Origin of the sequence: Ensifer sp. Root31 (assembly GCF_001424825.1) — a bacterium.
Classification (GTDB): Bacteria; Pseudomonadota; Alphaproteobacteria; order Rhizobiales; family Rhizobiaceae; genus Ensifer; species Ensifer canadensis.
Window position 1 is genome coordinate 32,002 of the sequence record NZ_LMCO01000019.1, and the last position, 16,329, is coordinate 48,330.

General features: G+C 59.1%; 19 protein-coding genes and 1 pseudogene. 9 read left to right on the forward strand and 11 right to left on the reverse strand.

The genetic code is table 11. The annotated features are described in order from the left end of the window. Positions 1–26 precede the first annotated feature (26 nt). The 7 genes from ASD00_RS18325 to ASD00_RS18360 form a co-directional block, all read right to left on the reverse strand. Positions 27–914, reverse strand: a complete 888-nt coding sequence (locus tag ASD00_RS18325) for an aldo/keto reductase (RefSeq protein ID WP_057207991.1) — start codon at positions 912–914, stop codon at positions 27–29. Between the two features lie 135 nt (positions 915–1,049). Beyond that, the gene (locus ASD00_RS18330) at positions 1,050–1,304 is read right to left on the reverse strand and encodes a helix-turn-helix domain-containing protein (RefSeq protein ID WP_057207993.1); all 255 of its coding nucleotides are present in this window, start codon (positions 1,302–1,304) and stop codon (positions 1,050–1,052) included. An 84-nt stretch (positions 1,305–1,388) separates the two neighbouring features. Further along, entirely contained in the window at positions 1,389–2,255 is an 867-nt protein-coding gene (locus tag ASD00_RS18335) for a glycine betaine ABC transporter substrate-binding protein (RefSeq protein ID WP_057207995.1), read from the reverse strand. A 65-nt stretch (positions 2,256–2,320) separates the two neighbouring features. Then, positions 2,321–3,199, reverse strand: coding sequence for a proline/glycine betaine ABC transporter permease (locus ASD00_RS18340; protein WP_057207997.1), 879 nt, complete (start codon positions 3,197–3,199; stop codon positions 2,321–2,323). A 26-nt stretch (positions 3,200–3,225) separates the two neighbouring features. After that, positions 3,226–4,458, reverse strand: a complete 1,233-nt coding sequence (proV, locus tag ASD00_RS18345; protein WP_057207999.1) for a glycine betaine/L-proline ABC transporter ATP-binding protein ProV — start codon at positions 4,456–4,458, stop codon at positions 3,226–3,228. Between the two features lie 441 nt (positions 4,459–4,899). Beyond that, positions 4,900–5,235 (reverse strand): SH3 domain-containing protein, encoded by a 336-nt coding sequence (locus tag ASD00_RS18355; protein WP_082523633.1) that lies wholly within the window; start codon positions 5,233–5,235, stop codon positions 4,900–4,902. A 37-nt stretch (positions 5,236–5,272) separates the two neighbouring features. After that, positions 5,273–5,773 carry an invasion associated locus B family protein gene (locus tag ASD00_RS18360; protein WP_057208003.1) on the reverse strand — a complete coding sequence of 167 codons (501 nt, stop codon included), beginning with the start codon at positions 5,771–5,773 and terminating at the stop codon, positions 5,273–5,275. Between the two features lie 272 nt (positions 5,774–6,045). On the opposite strand from ASD00_RS18360, the gene ASD00_RS18365 reads away from it, so the two are divergent. Together ASD00_RS18365 and ASD00_RS18370 are read left to right on the forward strand one after the other, a co-directional pair. Beyond that, a complete protein-coding gene (locus tag ASD00_RS18365; protein ID WP_057208004.1) occupies positions 6,046–6,336 on the forward strand; it encodes a BON domain-containing protein in 291 nt (96 codons plus the stop codon). 180 nt (positions 6,337–6,516) lie between these two features. Next, complete coding sequence (locus ASD00_RS18370) at positions 6,517–7,296, forward strand: FkbM family methyltransferase (RefSeq protein WP_057208006.1); 780 nt, start codon at positions 6,517–6,519, stop codon at positions 7,294–7,296. Positions 7,297–7,353: 57 nt separating this feature from the next. Here ASD00_RS18370 and ASD00_RS18375 read toward each other — a convergent pair whose 3' ends face one another. Then, positions 7,354–8,565, reverse strand: a complete 1,212-nt coding sequence (locus ASD00_RS18375; protein WP_057208008.1) for a cytochrome P450 — start codon at positions 8,563–8,565, stop codon at positions 7,354–7,356. A gap of 111 nt (positions 8,566–8,676) precedes the next feature. Between ASD00_RS18375 and ASD00_RS18380 the strand changes: the two genes are divergently transcribed. Both ASD00_RS18380 and ASD00_RS38920 read left to right on the forward strand, forming a co-directional pair. Further along, positions 8,677–9,624, forward strand: coding sequence for a LysR family transcriptional regulator (locus ASD00_RS18380; protein ID WP_162249737.1), 948 nt, complete (start codon positions 8,677–8,679; stop codon positions 9,622–9,624). A gap of 121 nt (positions 9,625–9,745) precedes the next feature. Next, positions 9,746–10,161, forward strand: a pseudogene (locus ASD00_RS38920) (SDR family oxidoreductase); the annotation flags it as partial. Positions 10,162–10,389: 228 nt separating this feature from the next. On the opposite strand, the gene ASD00_RS18390 reads toward ASD00_RS38920, so the two are convergent. Both ASD00_RS18390 and ASD00_RS18395 read right to left on the reverse strand, forming a co-directional pair. Beyond that, a complete protein-coding gene (locus ASD00_RS18390; protein ID WP_057208079.1) occupies positions 10,390–10,812 on the reverse strand; it encodes a DUF4168 domain-containing protein in 423 nt (140 codons plus the stop codon). Between the two features lie 336 nt (positions 10,813–11,148). Continuing rightward, positions 11,149–11,721: an Lrp/AsnC family transcriptional regulator gene (locus tag ASD00_RS18395; protein WP_057208013.1), complete on the reverse strand. Its 573-nt coding sequence runs from the start codon at positions 11,719–11,721 to the stop codon at positions 11,149–11,151. 48 nt (positions 11,722–11,769) lie between these two features. On the opposite strand from ASD00_RS18395, the gene ASD00_RS18400 reads away from it, so the two are divergent. Further along, positions 11,770–12,942, forward strand: a complete 1,173-nt coding sequence (locus tag ASD00_RS18400) for an MFS transporter (RefSeq protein WP_057208015.1) — start codon at positions 11,770–11,772, stop codon at positions 12,940–12,942. A gap of 175 nt (positions 12,943–13,117) precedes the next feature. On the opposite strand, the gene ASD00_RS18405 is transcribed toward ASD00_RS18400, so the two are convergent. Next, positions 13,118–13,873 carry a glucose 1-dehydrogenase gene (locus tag ASD00_RS18405; protein WP_057208017.1) on the reverse strand — a complete coding sequence of 252 codons (756 nt, stop codon included), beginning with the start codon at positions 13,871–13,873 and terminating at the stop codon, positions 13,118–13,120. Positions 13,874–14,107: 234 nt separating this feature from the next. On the opposite strand from ASD00_RS18405, the gene ASD00_RS18410 reads away from it, so the two are divergent. The 4 genes from ASD00_RS18410 (at position 14,108) to ASD00_RS18425 (ending at position 16,326) form a co-directional block, all read left to right on the forward strand. Next, positions 14,108–14,698, forward strand: a complete 591-nt coding sequence (locus ASD00_RS18410) for a L,D-transpeptidase (RefSeq protein WP_025428760.1) — start codon at positions 14,108–14,110, stop codon at positions 14,696–14,698. Between the two features lie 122 nt (positions 14,699–14,820). After that, positions 14,821–14,955 (forward strand): hypothetical protein, encoded by a 135-nt coding sequence (locus tag ASD00_RS18415; RefSeq protein WP_025428759.1) that lies wholly within the window; start codon positions 14,821–14,823, stop codon positions 14,953–14,955. A 126-nt stretch (positions 14,956–15,081) separates the two neighbouring features. Beyond that, the gene (locus ASD00_RS18420) at positions 15,082–15,666 is read left to right on the forward strand and encodes a hypothetical protein (protein ID WP_057208019.1); all 585 of its coding nucleotides are present in this window, start codon (positions 15,082–15,084) and stop codon (positions 15,664–15,666) included. 72 nt (positions 15,667–15,738) lie between these two features. Beyond that, a complete protein-coding gene (locus tag ASD00_RS18425) occupies positions 15,739–16,326 on the forward strand; it encodes a protein-S-isoprenylcysteine O-methyltransferase (protein ID WP_057208081.1) in 588 nt (195 codons plus the stop codon). Positions 16,327–16,329 lie beyond the last annotated feature (3 nt).

Below are 16,329 nucleotides of genomic sequence, written 5' to 3' on the forward strand. Positions count from 1 at the left end.
CAACACTGCGGTCGCGTGCAGAGCGACTATGGGACGTCATTTCCGGTCGCCGCAGAGTAGAGGTCGAACCAGGTTTGCCTGTCGATGCGAACCGCAAGCGCCTCTGAAAAACGGCGGATCCGATCGATGCTGTTTGTGCCAAGCACAGGCAGAATTCGGGCTGGGTGGGCAAGCAGCCAAGCAATCGCGACGGCGGCCCGGTCGACGCCAGCCTCGGCGCCGAGACGGTCGAGCTTCTCGGCGAGCACACCGCTCTCCGTCATCAACCGACCCCCTGCAAGCGGGGACCAGGCCATCGGCGGGGTCGACATTTGCTGAAGATGAGCAAGATCCCCGTTGGTGAAGGGCGCCGTTGCCAACAGACTGAGTTCAATCTGGTTGGTCGCGAGCCTTGTACTCATCGCCGACTGTAAAAGGCTTTGATCCCATGGGCGAAAATTCGAGACGCCGACCGATCGTACCTTTCCATCCTTGACCAGCGCGTCGAGCGCAGCACCCGTTTCGACGTGATCCATGAACGGGTCAGGCCGGTGAATGAGAAGAAGATCGATGTAGTCCGTGGCCATCAGTCGGAGCGATTCGTCGACCGAGGCAGTGATATGGCGGGCGCTTGTGTCGTAATGCTTGACCTTCGCGGCGCTGTGCCTGCCGGCAGGGTAGACGATGCCGCATTTGGTGACGATCTCGATGCGCTGACGAAGTCCGCTGCCACGCAACGCTTTGCCGAAGAGTTCTTCGACCATATAGCCGCCGTAGATGTCGGCGTGATCCATCGTGGTCACGCCCTGATCGAGACACGCTTCAATCTTTGAGCGGATGTGAGCGATCGACGTGTCCTGATCGTCTGCCAGCCGCCACATGCCGTAGACAATCCGCGAAAGCTCCACGTCTCCCGCAATTCCAATCCGCTCCATCGTTACTCTCCATGTCGGCTCACTGTGTCGCGAAGCTATAATCTGTTGCTGATTTCAGCAACTTGGCAGCGGCGGTAAATGTCGACGATCCGCATTTCCTCCGTGCAGCGCCAGTGAGCGCGCTAAATTTTGTTTTCAGCGCGGCCCCTGCCCCCGTCCCGTCAACAGCCACGAGAGGCTTACGCTCAAGACGCCGGCGATCATCGCCAGGCGATTGGCACGTGGGGCATCTCGATCGTTTTCCCAGTTGAACCACGTGCTCGTCTCGACGCCGACGATCCTGGCGGCCTTTTGTGCCGAAACGTCAAGCGCATCGCGCGCAAGCGACATACGTCCGCCGATTGTGTCATCCTGGGTGCAGAACGTGTTTTCATAATTGTTGAAGTTCATCGGTATCCCTTTCCATTCTGATGTGAGCGGTCGCCCGGCGGCATTTGGCTGACGCCGGGCTCTTTCTCCCGTGGGTGGACCGGCTTACCTTCCGGTCCAGGCCTTCACCTGATCGGGGTGATCAGCGATGTATTTCTCGACTGCAGCTTCATAGGAAGTCTCCTGCGCCTGGAACATCGCAGCCTCCAGATCGCCGATCGGCAGTTTCATGCGGGAGAGGAAGGCGGCGACATCAGGATTGTCCTGCTTGAACCCCTGGCGCGCCAGCACGTCGACATGCTCGGCCTCACCGAGCGAGCCCTTCGGATCGGCGATGTAGCGAAGCTCGTATTTGCCGAACATCCAATGCGGGCTCCAGGACGTAGCGACGAACCACTTTTCAGTTCTGATTGCGCGATCCAACGCCGTCAGCATCCCGGCTTCGCTGGAGATCTGAAGCTTGTAGCCGTCGAGGCCATAATCCTTGAGCGCCTTTTCCGAGAGACGCGTCAGCCCGGCGCCCGGATCGATACCCTGAACCGTCGAAGTAAGCTTTTCCTTGATCTCGGGCTTCTGCAGATCCTCGATCGAGTTGAGTTCGCTTTCGGGAATGTAGGCCGGGACGACCCAGCCGAGTTTGGCGCCCTCATAGACAGTGCCGAGGGTCTCGACCTTGTCCTTCACCTTGCCGTAGTAATCGGCATGGGTTTGCGGCAGCCATGCCATCATCATCGCATCGAGATCGCCACGGCTGACCCCTTGATAGAGCGGAGCGACGTCTGTCTGGACAAGCTCGACCTCGTGGCCGAGTTCATCCTTGATGATTTTCGCCGCGAGCTTGGTGACGAATTCCGCATCCGACCATGCTGCCCAGCCGATTTTCACAGGCTTTGTCTCCTGCGCGAAGCTTGCGCCTGCCGGCCCGCCAATAAACATGGCCGCAAGGCCGATGGTTGCGATTGTCTTGAACATATCCAATCCTTCCTATGCATTTCGAATGACAGCGGGCGGAACGCCCGCCGATGAAGACGCTGCGCTCAGGCCGTCTTGGCCTCGGGCTCGCGCTGTGCGAACTTCACAAACGGCAGGCGCCAGGAAGCGCCTTTCTTTCCAAGGCTCTGGGTAAGGCGATCGAGAATGACGGCGAGGATGACCACGGCCAGGCCGCCTTCGAAGCCGGTGCCGACATCGAGCCGCTGGATGCCCGTCAGCACCGTGTTACCGAGGCCGCCCGCGCCGATCATCGAGGCGATGACCACCATCGACAGCGACAGCATGATCGTCTGGTTGATGCCCGCCATGATCGACGGCATTGCGTTGGGTAGCTGGACCTTGAGGAGAAGCTGGGTCGGCGTGCAGCCAAAGGCATTGCCTGCCTCGACGAACTCCACATGCACCTGCCGGATGCCGAGATTGGTCAGACGCACGACCGGGGGCATGGAAAAGATGACGGTCGCAATGGTGCCAGGAACCGCGCCGAGCCCAAAGAACATCGCCGCCGGGATGAGGTAGACGAAGGCCGGCATCGTCTGCATCAGATCGAGCCCCGGGCGGATGACCGCGGCGACGGAATCCCGTCGCGCCATGGCGACGCCGAGCGGCAAGCCGATGATCATCGCGATGACAGTCGAAGCAATGACAAGAGACAACGTCTCCATCATCGCTGCCCACAGTCCCATTTGCCCGACCAGCGAAAGCGACAATCCGGCAAAGACCGCAAAGCCGAATGAGACGCGCCACAGGGCGAGAAGAGCGAAGATCGCTATACCAACCGGCGCGGGAATGCTGAGCAGACCGTTCTGCAATCCGTTCGTCACGAACCCGATCGACGCAGCGATGAAGTCGAGCGCGGGCGAAAAATTGTCGAGGATGTAATTGACGGCCGAATCGATGCCGTCTCCGATGTCGAAGCTCATAATTTTATCCGATTGGCTGGTGAGGTTCAGTTGGCGCGGTCGAGCGTCTCAAGCAGCGCCGACTTGCTGATGGCGCCGATGTAACGGTCTTGGTCGTCGAGAACAGGAACCGGCCATGCGCTTGCAGCCACTTGCCCAAGGACACTCGAGAGCTGTTCGCTGGCAAGGATCGGCGCTGCGTCGGCAAGGAAAGCCTTGCGATATGGATCTTCCGCCTTGGAGCGGATCTTCTCCATCAATGACGCCTGGCTGACCATGCCATGGTATTTCATGTCGCGGCCGACGATGATCGCGAACTCCCTGTCGCGGCTCTTCATCTGCTCCAGCGCGGCAGCGGCGGAAACACCCTGACGCTCTATGATGGTGATCTGGGTCTTTCGCGCAACGTCGCCGGCCTTGAAAACCTGCGAGACGTCGACATTGCGGAAGAACGACCGAACATAGTCGTTGGCGGGATTGCCGACGATTTCGTCAGGTGTGCCGACCTGGACGACGTTTCCGTTCTGCATGATGCAGATACGGTCACCGATGCGCATCGCCTCGTCGAGATCATGGCTGACGAAGACGATCGTTCGGCTGTGTTCGGACTGCAGCCGAACCAGTTCGTCCTGCATTTCCGTGCGGATGAGCGGATCAAGCGCCGAAAACGCTTCGTCCATAAGCAGGATCGACGGTTCGCTTGCCAATGCCCGGGCAAGGCCGACGCGCTGCTTCATGCCGCCGGAGAGTTCGTCAGTGCGGCTTTCGCTATAACCGTCAAGCCCGACGGCTTTCAGCGCCACCATGGCCTTCGCCTTGCGCTCGGCTTCGCCGACGCCTGCCACTTCCAGCCCGAAGGCGGCGTTGTTTAGAACATTGCGGTTTGGGAGAAGCGCGAAGGACTGGAACACCATGCTGATGTCTCGGCGACGGAGCTCGATCAGCGCCTTGCGCGACATCTTCGTGATGTCTTGGCCGTCGATCTCGATGGAACCGGATGTCGGCTCGATGAGCCGGTTGAGCAGGCGCAGAAGCGTGGATTTGCCGGAACCGGACAGGCCCATGATCACGAAGATCTCGCCTGCCTTGATATCGAAGCTGGCGTCGTTGACGCCAATGGAGCAACCGGTTGCTCGGTGAATGTCCGCCTTGCTCTTGGCGGAGCGAATGAGCTCCAGAGCATCTTCCGGGTATTCCCCGAAAATCTTGTAGACGTCCTTCAATCTTATCTTGGTCGAACTCTCGGACGTGCCGTTCTCATGTTCCGTCGTAAAAGCCATAAAAAATTGCCGCCTGCTCAATAGCTGACGCACTCTCCTTGTTTGTGATCTTCAGCATTCCTCAAGCAAATACCGCTCAAGGAAACGATTTCTTTAGGCACCAATTCCATCGCGCGGAATATGGTGAAGTTAATCCTCGGCAATCGTCAGATGAGCATTATTATAATAACACATGCTGCGTTGATGAGCGCGGAGAAACTGTCGTTTCTACAATGGCGAATGATGGCCGAGGCGCAAAGGATTGCCTTTATTACGACACAGAGTTCCGGATGTCCATTGAAAATTCTATTTTTTTGGCAATCTGGGTGCGCCTGAGAAACTCAACGAGGTCCCGTGGACGCCCGAACACCCTGCAAAAGCGCGCATGCGCGTGCTCGGTTTGACGCCGGTTGAAAGGGTTTTCCGGAGTGATATGCGACATCGAGAAGGAACCGCTGACGGCTAGCCGACAACCTCATTGCGGTAGACGCACCATAGATCCACCCGCCTGACATATCCAATGAGACCGTGTCGCCTGACCATCACTTCGCACCAGGTTCCATCACAACGATCAAGCCTGAGCAGCACGCCGCCTTGCAAGCTGGCGCGCTCCGTGGCTGTCGCTGCAGGCGCGCTTCTCAGTGCTGCGTTCGAATCCAGCCAGTTTCCGACGGTGGCCATCCGTTGACCGGAGAGCAGCGCTGCCGACATCCAGCCGATAGCGCCGTCCGCGTCGCGAATCATTCGCCAGTTGCCGGACTCTTCCACAACCCTCGAGCGGCAAACCGGGCGTGACATAAAGCCAGATGATCAGCGAGGCCATCTGGCGCTGGACTCATCGTGTGCAGCGGGCAGCACCTTTGAGGGCTGCCGTCATGCCTTTCAGTGAAAACGAATAGGTCGTTTCCGTGCCGCGGCGTGAGCGCGCATTCAGCGTCATTGTGGCGCCCGCCTTCATGGCGGCTACGAGCTCGGCATCACGGGCCTCGCGTCGCGTCCATGCGGCCCTGCCCTGCGGTGCCAGCGTGAAAGCCTTGTCGCCCACCGCGGCAGTCAGGGTGGAACCGGCCTCGAGATCATAGCCCATGATGGCTTGTGGCACATATCCGGTGGCCGGCCGCGGCGACGGCGCGACAAGGAAGAAGTTGTCGCCGTGGTCGACGTGATCAGGTTTCATCGTCGTTGGGATCGAGAGAATGTAGCAGGTGTCGCGCCCGTTATTTTCGTAGGAATACACGCCCCAGGCGCCGAAGGAGTTGAGCTTTACGGGTTGCGCCTGCGCTGAAGCGTACGTGGTAAGGACGATAGCGCAAGCAGCAATAACTCTGAATTTCATCTTGTTTCCTTTGGCATGGAGGGATCAGGCAGTGCGTTTCGACCGCACACAAGATGCGCCATTCGCGGTCGCAATCGTTGTCAAAGTGTTAACGAAAAGCACCCGAAAAAATGCCCATTGCCGCCGACCAGGCGCAAGTCCCGCGCAATGCACTGCTTGTGCCTCGCCTGACTGAACGTGCGACCTCGATAAAAATATCGTGACCGGATTGTGTTCACTTGAGGGGTCGACATGTGGTCGGTTAGTCGCGAACATGAACGGGAGATGAACAGATGTTTGATCAAAGTTTGGAACGGGCGCCCATGTTCGGCCTAACGTTCGCTTCACAATTCTCTTTGCAACCCATTGACATTGCTGGGGTCGTGGCGGTCAGGACTGCCATCGCCTACTCTGACGTGTTGACGGACGTCGACATTTCGGTAACGCACGAACACGGTGTCATCTACCTGGATGGGGTGGTGTCATCCGTCCGGATGCGCGATGCAGCCCAGAAGATAGCTGCTGAAGTTACCGGTTCACCCATCAGAAACCGGCTTGCGTGGCACATTGACCGTTACCTTTGAAAACGTGACCGTCGGGATCGGTCACGGCATCTTTGCGCCCGACGATTAGCGCTGATCACGACACCCGGCAGGTTCATTCCGCAGCAAGGGTGCGGCCATACATGGCCGTCAAACGCCTGGAATTAACGCGATCGAAAGCCGGTGATGTTAGCACTCCTGGGTTGAAAAGGGAGAGCTGTCATGCTGCCTGCACCATGGAAGCCGATTGAATCCGGTGGCCTGATCCGGCTGGGATCCGCACGCGACGGCGGTTATGTCGTTCCGAAGCGCGCCGTGCTTGCCTCAAAGCGCTTGATCAGCATGGGACTGAACGACGATTGGCAGTTCGAGAAGGAGTTTCGGCAGCTCGCAGGCGTTGGCATCGTCTGCTTCGACCATTCCGTCACTTGGAAGTTCTGGCTGCGGTATTATGTCGAGCAGGTTCTGCGGCTTCGCTGGGGCAGACTGGCGCGATATCTGGATTATCGATGGTTCTTCAGCCGGCCAGGCGTCGAGCACCAGCCCATCAGAATCGGCTATGATCAACCGGGGGAAGTTAGCGTCAAGGGGCTGCTCAAAGAGTTCTCCGAAGACAATATTTTCCTCAAGATCGATATTGAGGGATCCGAGTACCGGATACTGGACGATATCGTGAAATATTCGAACCGCTTTACCAGCGTCGTCATCGAACTCCACGATATCGACATACACGAAGATCGAATCCGCAGGTTTGTGGAGGGAATGTCGAATTTCTCGATCGTTTTCCTTCACCCGAACAATTTTGGCGGCACGGACGATCAGGGCGATCCATTGGTTATCGAAATGTGCCTTGTGAGGAATGATCTGCTGGACCCGGCAGCACCAGGCGAGACACGCCCCGAACTGCCGGCAAACACGTCACGCCTCCCCGATATCGAATTGCGCTTCGCTCCGGTCGGCATCAGTTCGACGGTCGGGCCGCGCCGCGATCTCACGGCTTAAGCTGACATCCACAGCATCCCAGGAGCAGCGGTCCTCATTGGTACCGCCACTCCGTACTCAGCGTTTGAACAAGGGTGTGCGAACGTGCCCCGAAGCAGCGTATGTGAGCGAGGATTCGAGTTGCTCGAACGGCAAGCCGCGACGGAGCAGATGAGCGACAGCGACCTCGACGATCAGCGGTGCGAATTTCTCTGCGGGACAGGCATGCACGCCGGCACCGAACTCAAGAAACTTTCTGTCCGCCCGTGTGATATCGAAACGATCCGGATCCGGATTTAACGCCGGGTCCCGGTTGGCCGCCGCCAGCAATACGATGATCATCTCGCCCTGCCGCACCCTATGGCCTGCGATCTTCCCGTCACGCGCCATGAAGCGAAAAGTGCTGTTGGTGACGGGATCACACCGCAAAACCTCCTGAATGAGCGGTCGCAGCAATGTCGGATCCGCGACGACCTGCGTGCGCAGCGCCGGTTGGCGCGCCAGCGCCAGGAGCGTCGATCCGATCAGAGACGCCATCGCCACATAGCCCTGAACCAGGTAGCCGATGGCGTTGACGACGACATCAGTTTCATCATCGCACCCGACCCGCCTTGCCTCGTTTGCCAGGGCGTGAAGCAACGGACCGCACTGTTGACTGTCGCGCCTGATCTTCATGACTAGCTCGAACAGAGCCTGGGCGCCGTGGTGGCCCCGTGCGAGCAGTTCTGCAGTCAATGCGGGGATCCCGGTTGCCGCGGCCGCAGCGGCGGCGCCATAATCGCCGAGCCACGCCATCACATCGCCGAAGCTGGCCTTGGGGATGCCAAGCAGTTGCGCGACAACCTGCACCGGCAACGCAAACATGAACGTCATCGTTCTATCCACGCTGAACATCTCTTGTGCGTCACTGTCGAGTTCCATGGCACGCCGGTGCGCAACGACAGCGAGCTGCCCGAGATCGACGCCACGCAAGACGCTTGCGACCGCCCCCCTCAACGTGTCGCCGACGTCGTCATCGCGCAGACGCACCAAGCGCCCGAATATCTGGCCGGCCGCACCACCCAGCAAGGTCTCGGGGATCGGTTCGCTCAAGGGGCGCGTGAGACAGATCTTACTGGTCAGAACCTCCTTGACTGCAGCCGCGCTCGCAGCCACCCACCAGCCATTTGCCTCGTCATGAAAGAAAGGCTGCTCTTGTGCCAGACGGCTATAATAGGCGGAAGGGTCGCGATGAGATGGCGCAGCACGAACATGCGCGGGTTCGTCGGGGGAAAGTATGATTGTGTTCATGGCAATACTCCTGCGTTCGGGCCATTGAGCCGCCTTGTCCCTTAATGTCCCTTGCCTTTGCATTTGTCCAGGTTATAGTATTTCTGATGCCGATCAGCTTTATGCATGGCCATGGACAGCGAAGCACTGCTCACATTCGTGACCATCCACCAGGCCAACGGGTTCTCGCGCGCCGCTGACATTCTCGGCCGCTCCCAGCCCGCCATCAGCCGGCGCATTGCCCTGCTCGAAGAGGAACTGGGCGTGCCGGTTTTCGAGCGTGCCGCCGGTGGCATTGTGTTGAGTGAAGCGGGCCGCACCCTGCTCCCACATGCAGAGCGCGTACTTGCTGCGCTCGGCGATGCCTCGAGTGCAATCAAAGCCATGCAAACGAACGTTGTGGGGCGTGTCGCGATCGTCGCTGTTGGCACACTCGCCGGCACGAACCTGACCGTGGTTCTCAAACACTTCACGGCCGAGCATCCCGGGATCGAACTTGCGATCAGCACCGCAACCAGCGCCGAAGTCAGCGAACTGGTTCGGCGGGGTGAAGCGGCCATTGGTCTGCGCTATCTCCTCGACATCGCACCGGATCTCATCTGCGAGCATGTCGCCTCGGAACCCATGGCCGTCATCTGTCACGCCGACCATCCCCTGGCGGGCAAGGAAATCAAATCTCTGACTGAGCTGCGCCATGAGACCTGGTTCGCTTTCCGCAATTCTTACGATCAGCGCGAAACGTTCGCCGACAACATCTTTGCCCAGTTTCAGGCGCGCGGCGTCGGCGAAATCCGCTGGTCGGCCATAGACAGCCTCAATGCGATGAAACGCCTGGTCGAGGCCGGGCTCGGCATTGCGTTACTGCCGGAAAGTGCGATCGATGAGGAAAGGCGCGCAGGTTCACTCGCCACGGTCGGGGTTGCAGACCTGATCGTCGCAAACCCAATTTACACGGTCACGCGTCGTGGCGGTTATCTCAGCCCCGCCACGCTTCGTCTGCTGGAACTTCTGCGAACATCTCCCAGTTTCACGGGCAAGGCTGACCTGCAACCACAGAGCGGGAGACTTGAGTCTTCGTAAGACACAATCCGGTTGGGCAGGTCCTATACAAGGACGTGAGGCTGTAGACGGTCCAGCTTAGCATTGCGGAAAAGCTGGTGACAGCACAAGACACCTTCGCAGCGGGCGGCCACTTCCTGATGCATTCAATGTGGTTTCGCTATTCCGGCTCGCGCAGATCGCAACGCCGGAGATGGAAAAGGCCGGTGGTGGCGCCATACTCGCTATCGCATCGATGGCGGGTAACGACAAGAACAAGCGCATGGCGTCCTACGGATCGTCGAAGGCAGCCGCAAATCACCTGATCCGCAATATCGCCTTCGACCTCGGCTCCAAAAACATCCGCGTCAACGGCATCGCACCGGGCGCCACGCGGACGGATGCACTTGGATCCATGCTGAATGATGACATCGAGGAAAGGATGCCGGCGCACACGCCCATCCGCCGACCGGGCGAACCCCAGGACATGGCAAACGCCGCCTCGTTCTTGTGTTCACCAGCCGGATCAGTGGTCAGATTGTTACCGTCTCGGGTGATGGCGTGCAGGAACTGGATTGAGACAACAGGATTGAGACCGGGCTCTCCGTACGGTCAATCGCATCGAGCTGCCGTGGCCTTGGGGCCATGGCGACGTGTTCGTTGCCAATCGCCGCTTGCCGAATCGACGGACGGCAGTCCCCGCCGACCGGCGGGCACTGACATCTTTTGCCCATAGGCCGCAAGACCGGATTTCGACGATTAGCAGCAGCGCTAATCTCACACGACCTTGCGCCCGGCGCGCTCAGCTTACTGTTGGGCTGGGGGCGTGGTTTGAATTTTTTCCTGAACCTTCTTGGCCAGAGCCGGGTCGTTTTGGGCGGCTGTCAGGATAGAAGAGTATTCCTCCACCGAAATAGCGGACGAGGATTCCACAGCCTCCACCATCTGCTTGCTGGCTTCAGTCTGCAGCTTCTCCTTTGCCGCTGCGTCCGTTGTTGCTTCTATCTTCGCGGAATACGCCTGCCGGACCTTGTCAACCTGAAGGTAAGCGACTGCAAATGCCTGGATCTTCTGATCGCTGATGGTGGCATCCGTGCCCTTGCCGGCCTGACCCTGGGTCGGCTGCGTCTCTTGTGCCTGGGCCATTTCCAAGGCGGACGCCGGACTGAAGGCCGTGAAACTGACGAGTGTGGCGGTCAGCGATGCAATGAGTGCGTAACGATTGATCATGTCCATTCCTCTATAACGTGCCAGGCAGCAATACAGCGCCTTGCTCATTCGCCCCCAAACCGGATGAATGCGGGGCGTGGTCTGGACAATGAAACCCTCGAAAGGGCCAGGTGGGGCAGCGACAGGGCAATTTGCTGACCATTGAACGGCAGCTTTGTGGCTTTCACCGAGCGCCGAAAACGCCACCTCGGCCCTGTCGCCCTGCGGAAACCTTGCTGCGCGACTGGCTCTTAACTGCAATGCGATCGTCGGCCACCACCTTTGTTGGCGAGCCGGTACGCTACGGATATCGAATGTCCAAAGCGCACCGTTTGCGGGCGCCAAGGTCGAATAGCCTCATCTGCCGCGTCCGCGATGGTCGTTGAACGCAGCGGTACCAAACTCGACGTTCTTGGCAAGTGCCGGCCATTCGCTCGTCACGCCCGGCTGCACCGGCCGCTCCAGATAGGTCGAAAGAACGACATAGCTCCGGGTCGCCTTGACGCCAGGCGTGTCATACAGGCGCGCCAGCAGTCCTTCCAGCGCATGCGTGCTCTCCGTGCGCACCTTAAGGAGCATGCAGGTGTCCCCCGCCACCGAATGCACCTCCTCCACTTCGGGGTGTTCTTCAATAGCAAGCAATGCTGGGGTCTTGCCCCAGCCGGTGGTGTCGACATGAACGAAGGCAAGCAGGGTCTTGCCAACGGCCTCGGGATCGATGAGCGCCGCCACGCGACGAATTGCGCCAGAGCGCCTCAGGCGCTTTACGCGCTCGTGCGCGGCCGGCGGTGATAGTCCGACACGGTCCCCGAGTTCGGCGTAGCTCAGGGTCGCGTCCTCGACCAAGGCGCCTAATAGCTTTCGGTCCATCGCATCCAGATCACGTTCGGGACGAGGCTTGCGCCGAACCTCTTCTGTATTTTGGTCCATTCTGATGTTTCCTCTTGTGGCAGAATGACATTCTGCAATCATCGCTCCATGACGAATGTAGATCAACATATTTCCACTAAATCTGTCGAGCGCTCCCGCATCCCTCCGTTTGCCTTCGTGTTAACGACCTGCATCGGCGTCATCGGGTCGAACTCGCTGGCGCTGGGGCCGATTGCGCCAGAAGTTGCACGCAGTCTTGACGTGGGCGCTCCGGCCGTCATGACGGCATCGGCGGTTTTTGGTCTCGGTACGGCGGCGAGCGCCATCTTCCTTGGACGTTTCATTGATCGCTACGGCCCGAGCCGAATGCTTGTGATCGCATTGCTTCTGCTTGCGATCGGACTTGGCGCCAGCGCGGCCGCACCGGCGCTCCCCTTCCTTGTGACAGCACAACTGCTGGTCGGGATTGCCGCCGGCATCGCGCTGCCGGCCATCTACACGCTGGCAGCCATTGTCGCGCCGGCGGGACGCGAGAGCGAGACCATCGGCCTGGTGTTGACGGGCTGGACGCTGAGCATGGTCGCAGGTGTACCGTTGTCGGCGGCTATTGCCGATTTCGCCGGCTGGCGCGTGACCTTCCTTGTCGTCGCCGCGGCCGCCCTTATCGTATGTGCTGCGGTGCGGATGGCTGTCGTCCGGGACGCGCCTCAAGCGGCGGCTTCGTCGCCGTTGACGGCGCTCGGCGTTCGTGGGGCCGTGCCACTTCTTTCCGCCTGCGCCGCTTTCATGGCCGCCTTCTATGGCGTCTATGCCTATATCGGCGATCATCTCCATGCCGCCTTGGAACTGCCCCTCAGCGCCAACGGCTTCATCGCGGCCTTCTATGGAGTCGGTTTTGGAAGTGCCGCCTTCCTCGACCGTCTGATCGATCGCCTCGGTGCCGCAAAATTACTGCCGCTCATTTTTCTCGTTGTCGCCGCAGTCTACGTTGCGATGGCAGCAGCCAGCGGTTCCTACAAAGCCATGCTGGCGGTCGTCTTCTTCTGGGGACTTGCCAACCACCTCGGACTCAATGTGCTCATCATGCGGCTGACGGCGCTCAGCCCCACCCGGCGCGGCGCCATCATGGGACTGAACAGTGGCGTCACCTATCTTGCCCTGTTTGCCGGCACACTTGCCTTTGGCAACCTCTATTCTGCGGCGAGCTTCTTTGCTCTCCCTGTTGCCGCCGGCGGTCTGATGCTTGCGGCAGCGCTTTGCGCGGCTCTTGCACCGCGCTAGAGCATGTCGCGCAAAAGCGTACAGCGGTTTTGCGATGACGACATGCGCAAAAACAAGAGCTTAGAGCGCAGCAAGCGAATCCGAGAGATCGCGACGCGCTTTAGCGGCCATCGTCGTTCGACCAGTTGGAACGCCGATCAGCGTATAGGCGGGATGGGTTGCCGAGGCGCCTTATCTAATGCGCGGTGTAGGCGCCATCCACCAGATGGTAGCTACCGGAGATGAAGCTCGCTCGTTCGGACAGGAGAAAACACACAAGAGCTGCAACTTCGTCCGGCGTGCCGCGTCGGCCCATGGGCTGAAGCGCGTCCAAGCGTCGGTTGCTTGTCAACTCGGACTGCTCGGATAGCAGTGGCGTTTCGATCATGCCAGGCCCGACCGCATTGATCCGTACGCCCCTTTTTGCATACTCGATCGCGGCGACCTTCGTCAGGCCGACAACCCCGTGCTTGGCTGCGGTGTATGCCGATGCGGTCGGCAGGCCGACGGAGCCCAGAATCGACGACATGTTGACGATAGATCCACCACCCTGCGCCGCCATGGCGGCGATCTCGTACTTCATGCAATAGAACACGCCGTTGAGATTGACGCTGATCAACCTTTCCCACTCGTCTACCGGGTAATCAGCCGTCGCCCTTCGAATGCCGTCGACTCCGGCATTGTTGACCGCCAGATGCAGCCCCCCGTGTGTCTGGACAACGGTTTCGACCAGCTTCGCCACGTCGCCGGCTTTGGCGACATCGACTTCCACGGGGAAGGCCGTCCCGCCAGAGGAACAGATCTCGTTGGCGACCGCTTGCGCCGCATCGGGATTGATATCCGCTACGACGACTTTCGCCCTTTCTGCGCCAAGCTGGCGGGCAACCGCGGCACCTATCCCAGACCCTGCGCCGGTTACAAGCGCGACTTTGCCGGCGAAGCCAAGCTCCATTCTGTGTATCCTTATTCAAGAGCCCAATCGACCAGGGACGGACGCAAGCTGCAAGCAGTTTCATAAATTGTGGCGTGCTTTGTCAGCCTGCACCTGCGAAACGCGAAGTGCAATGGTCTTTACTCTTCCTGCACTACTAGTTTTCTCCTCGGAAAAGCGAAGAATAGCGACTTGGCCAACGAACGCTTGAGTGTTAAAGACGAAACAGTGCTCACCGATTACTCGTAGGTGGATATGAACAGTAACCGCGTTACCCGGCGGGCGATCCTGCTCGGCAGTTTGGCTTTAACGGCATCTGGATGCACATCAACGGCACAACGATTGGGCGAGCCCATCTTTTCTGCCTTCGGAGGTGGCCCGTCTTCCCGCTATCGGCGTCGAGATGTGGCTTATGACGGAGGTGAGCCCCCTGGGACGATCGTCGTCGACACCACGGAACGCTACCTATACCTGGTTGAAGGCGGTGGTCGGGCCATCCGCTACGGCGTCGCTGTCGGCGAAGATGGACGCACGCTCAAGGGCCCGGCGTCAATCGGGCGCAAGGCCGAATGGCCGTCCTGGACGCCGACCGAAAGCATGATGGAGCGCAAGCCGCATTTACGGCAATATGCCGGAGGCGTCAGCGGTGGGAACCATAATCCACTTGGCGCAGCCGCTCTTTATCTCTATCGCGGTGGGCAGGATACCATGTTCCGGCTGCATGGAACAAACGAGCCCTGGACGATTGGCCAGGCAGTATCGAGCGGATGCGTCCGCTTGACCAATGAGGATATCGTCGATCTGTACAACCGAACTCCCGTTGGGGCCAAGGTTCTGGTCATCTGATCAAGCTTTTATGCTCAGCGATGCAAATTGTGTTCTTTTTGCACTAGGCGAGAGCGAAGAACGCCCTATTAATATAAGCGTTGCCTTTGATTCCCATTCCGCATAGAGGAGAGGACTTCTTGATGAGCAGAAATCTAATCATGATTGTTACCTTGCTTTCCGTCGTCGGCCTGAGTGGCTGCGATACTATCGGTAAAGGCAAGGGTAAAGCCCCGCCGCCGGTCGAGTCCGCCGAACCGGCACCGGTCTATAAATAACTTGAACTTCTGATGGGTGGGGAGGGCAAGTGCCCTCCCCACGTCATCCCAACCGGTCGGGCCGGCCGTAAGGCTGCAATGTCTGCCGGGCTGTGCTCATCGGAGTTCAGGAGATATTCCACAGTGATGCCGCATATGATTGGCCGACTAACACTCGTGGCAATGCTCGCGTTTGCGACGGCTGCCTGCGAATCAACTGATAAAAAACCCGAACCGCGTTTTGTCTCGAGTACCAGTGGCGCACCTGCCGTGAGCGCAGGCGTAGCCCGGGAAGCCGGTTACTTTATCGAATTCAGATCCCGATACGCCCTAAGCTACGGCCATACCTATGTGATTTTCGGGCGCACGGATCAGGCTGGTGCGATGATTGATCCCGAAGTCGCGGGTCTTGCACCGGCCAGTACCAGCGCAACTCCCTATGTCCTCGGTCACTTTTTGCCCGTACCGGCCGAAACCGGTGCCAGCGACGGCGACCTTGAGGAGGCATACAGGTCGGCAAGCTGGCGCGTGATGCTGACCGAAGCGGAGTACAACAAGACCGTTGCCAATATCAGGAAACTTAAAGCCAAATCGCGATTCTGGCAGGCGTCGGTGTACAACTGCAATGCGTTCGTCGCAGATATCGCACGTTCCATGGGATATCAGACGCCCAGCATCTGGCTAAGGCCGCAGCAGTTCGTTACAAAACTCCGGCAGATGAACGCGGGCTAAAGGCGATCGGTCCGGCGTTTCGCGCCCAATCGATCGTATATCGCAGAAAGGCTTCGGTGACTTGAAGTGATCATATCGATCGCCGCTCTGGGCAAAATCGTGTGGGTAGTCGGCATCATCGCCTGGTACTTTATTCGTGTGCCGTTCGAACGCCGGGCAAAGCGCGTGCAGGTCGTCAGCACCCGCCGCTCGCCGGTTGACATGTTCGGGCTTGCGTCCGGCCTCCTTGGCCTGGCGATCATCCCAGCTTTCTACGTTGCCACCGGAATGCCGGGGGCCGCCGACTATTCGGCCCGTGCGTGGGCCATCGTGCTAGGCGCAGTCATTTTTTTCTTTGCCCTGTGGGTTTTTCGCCGGACACATAAGGAGCTAGGTCGGAACTGGTCGATCACGTTGGAGATTCGTGACAAGCACGAGCTGATCTCCGGCGGACCGTACGCCTTTGTTCGCCACCCGATGTATACGTCCTTCATGCTGATGGGTCTCGGTCAGGCCTTTCTGCTTTCCAATTGGGTGGCAGGGCTGGCGGGCCTGCTCGGGTTCGCGGTGCTTTTTTTTCTAAGGGTGGACAAGGAAGAGCGTATGATGCTGGAGATTTTCGGGCCGCAGTACCGTGACTACATGCAGCGGACCAAGCGAATCGTCCCGTATCTCTATTAAAGG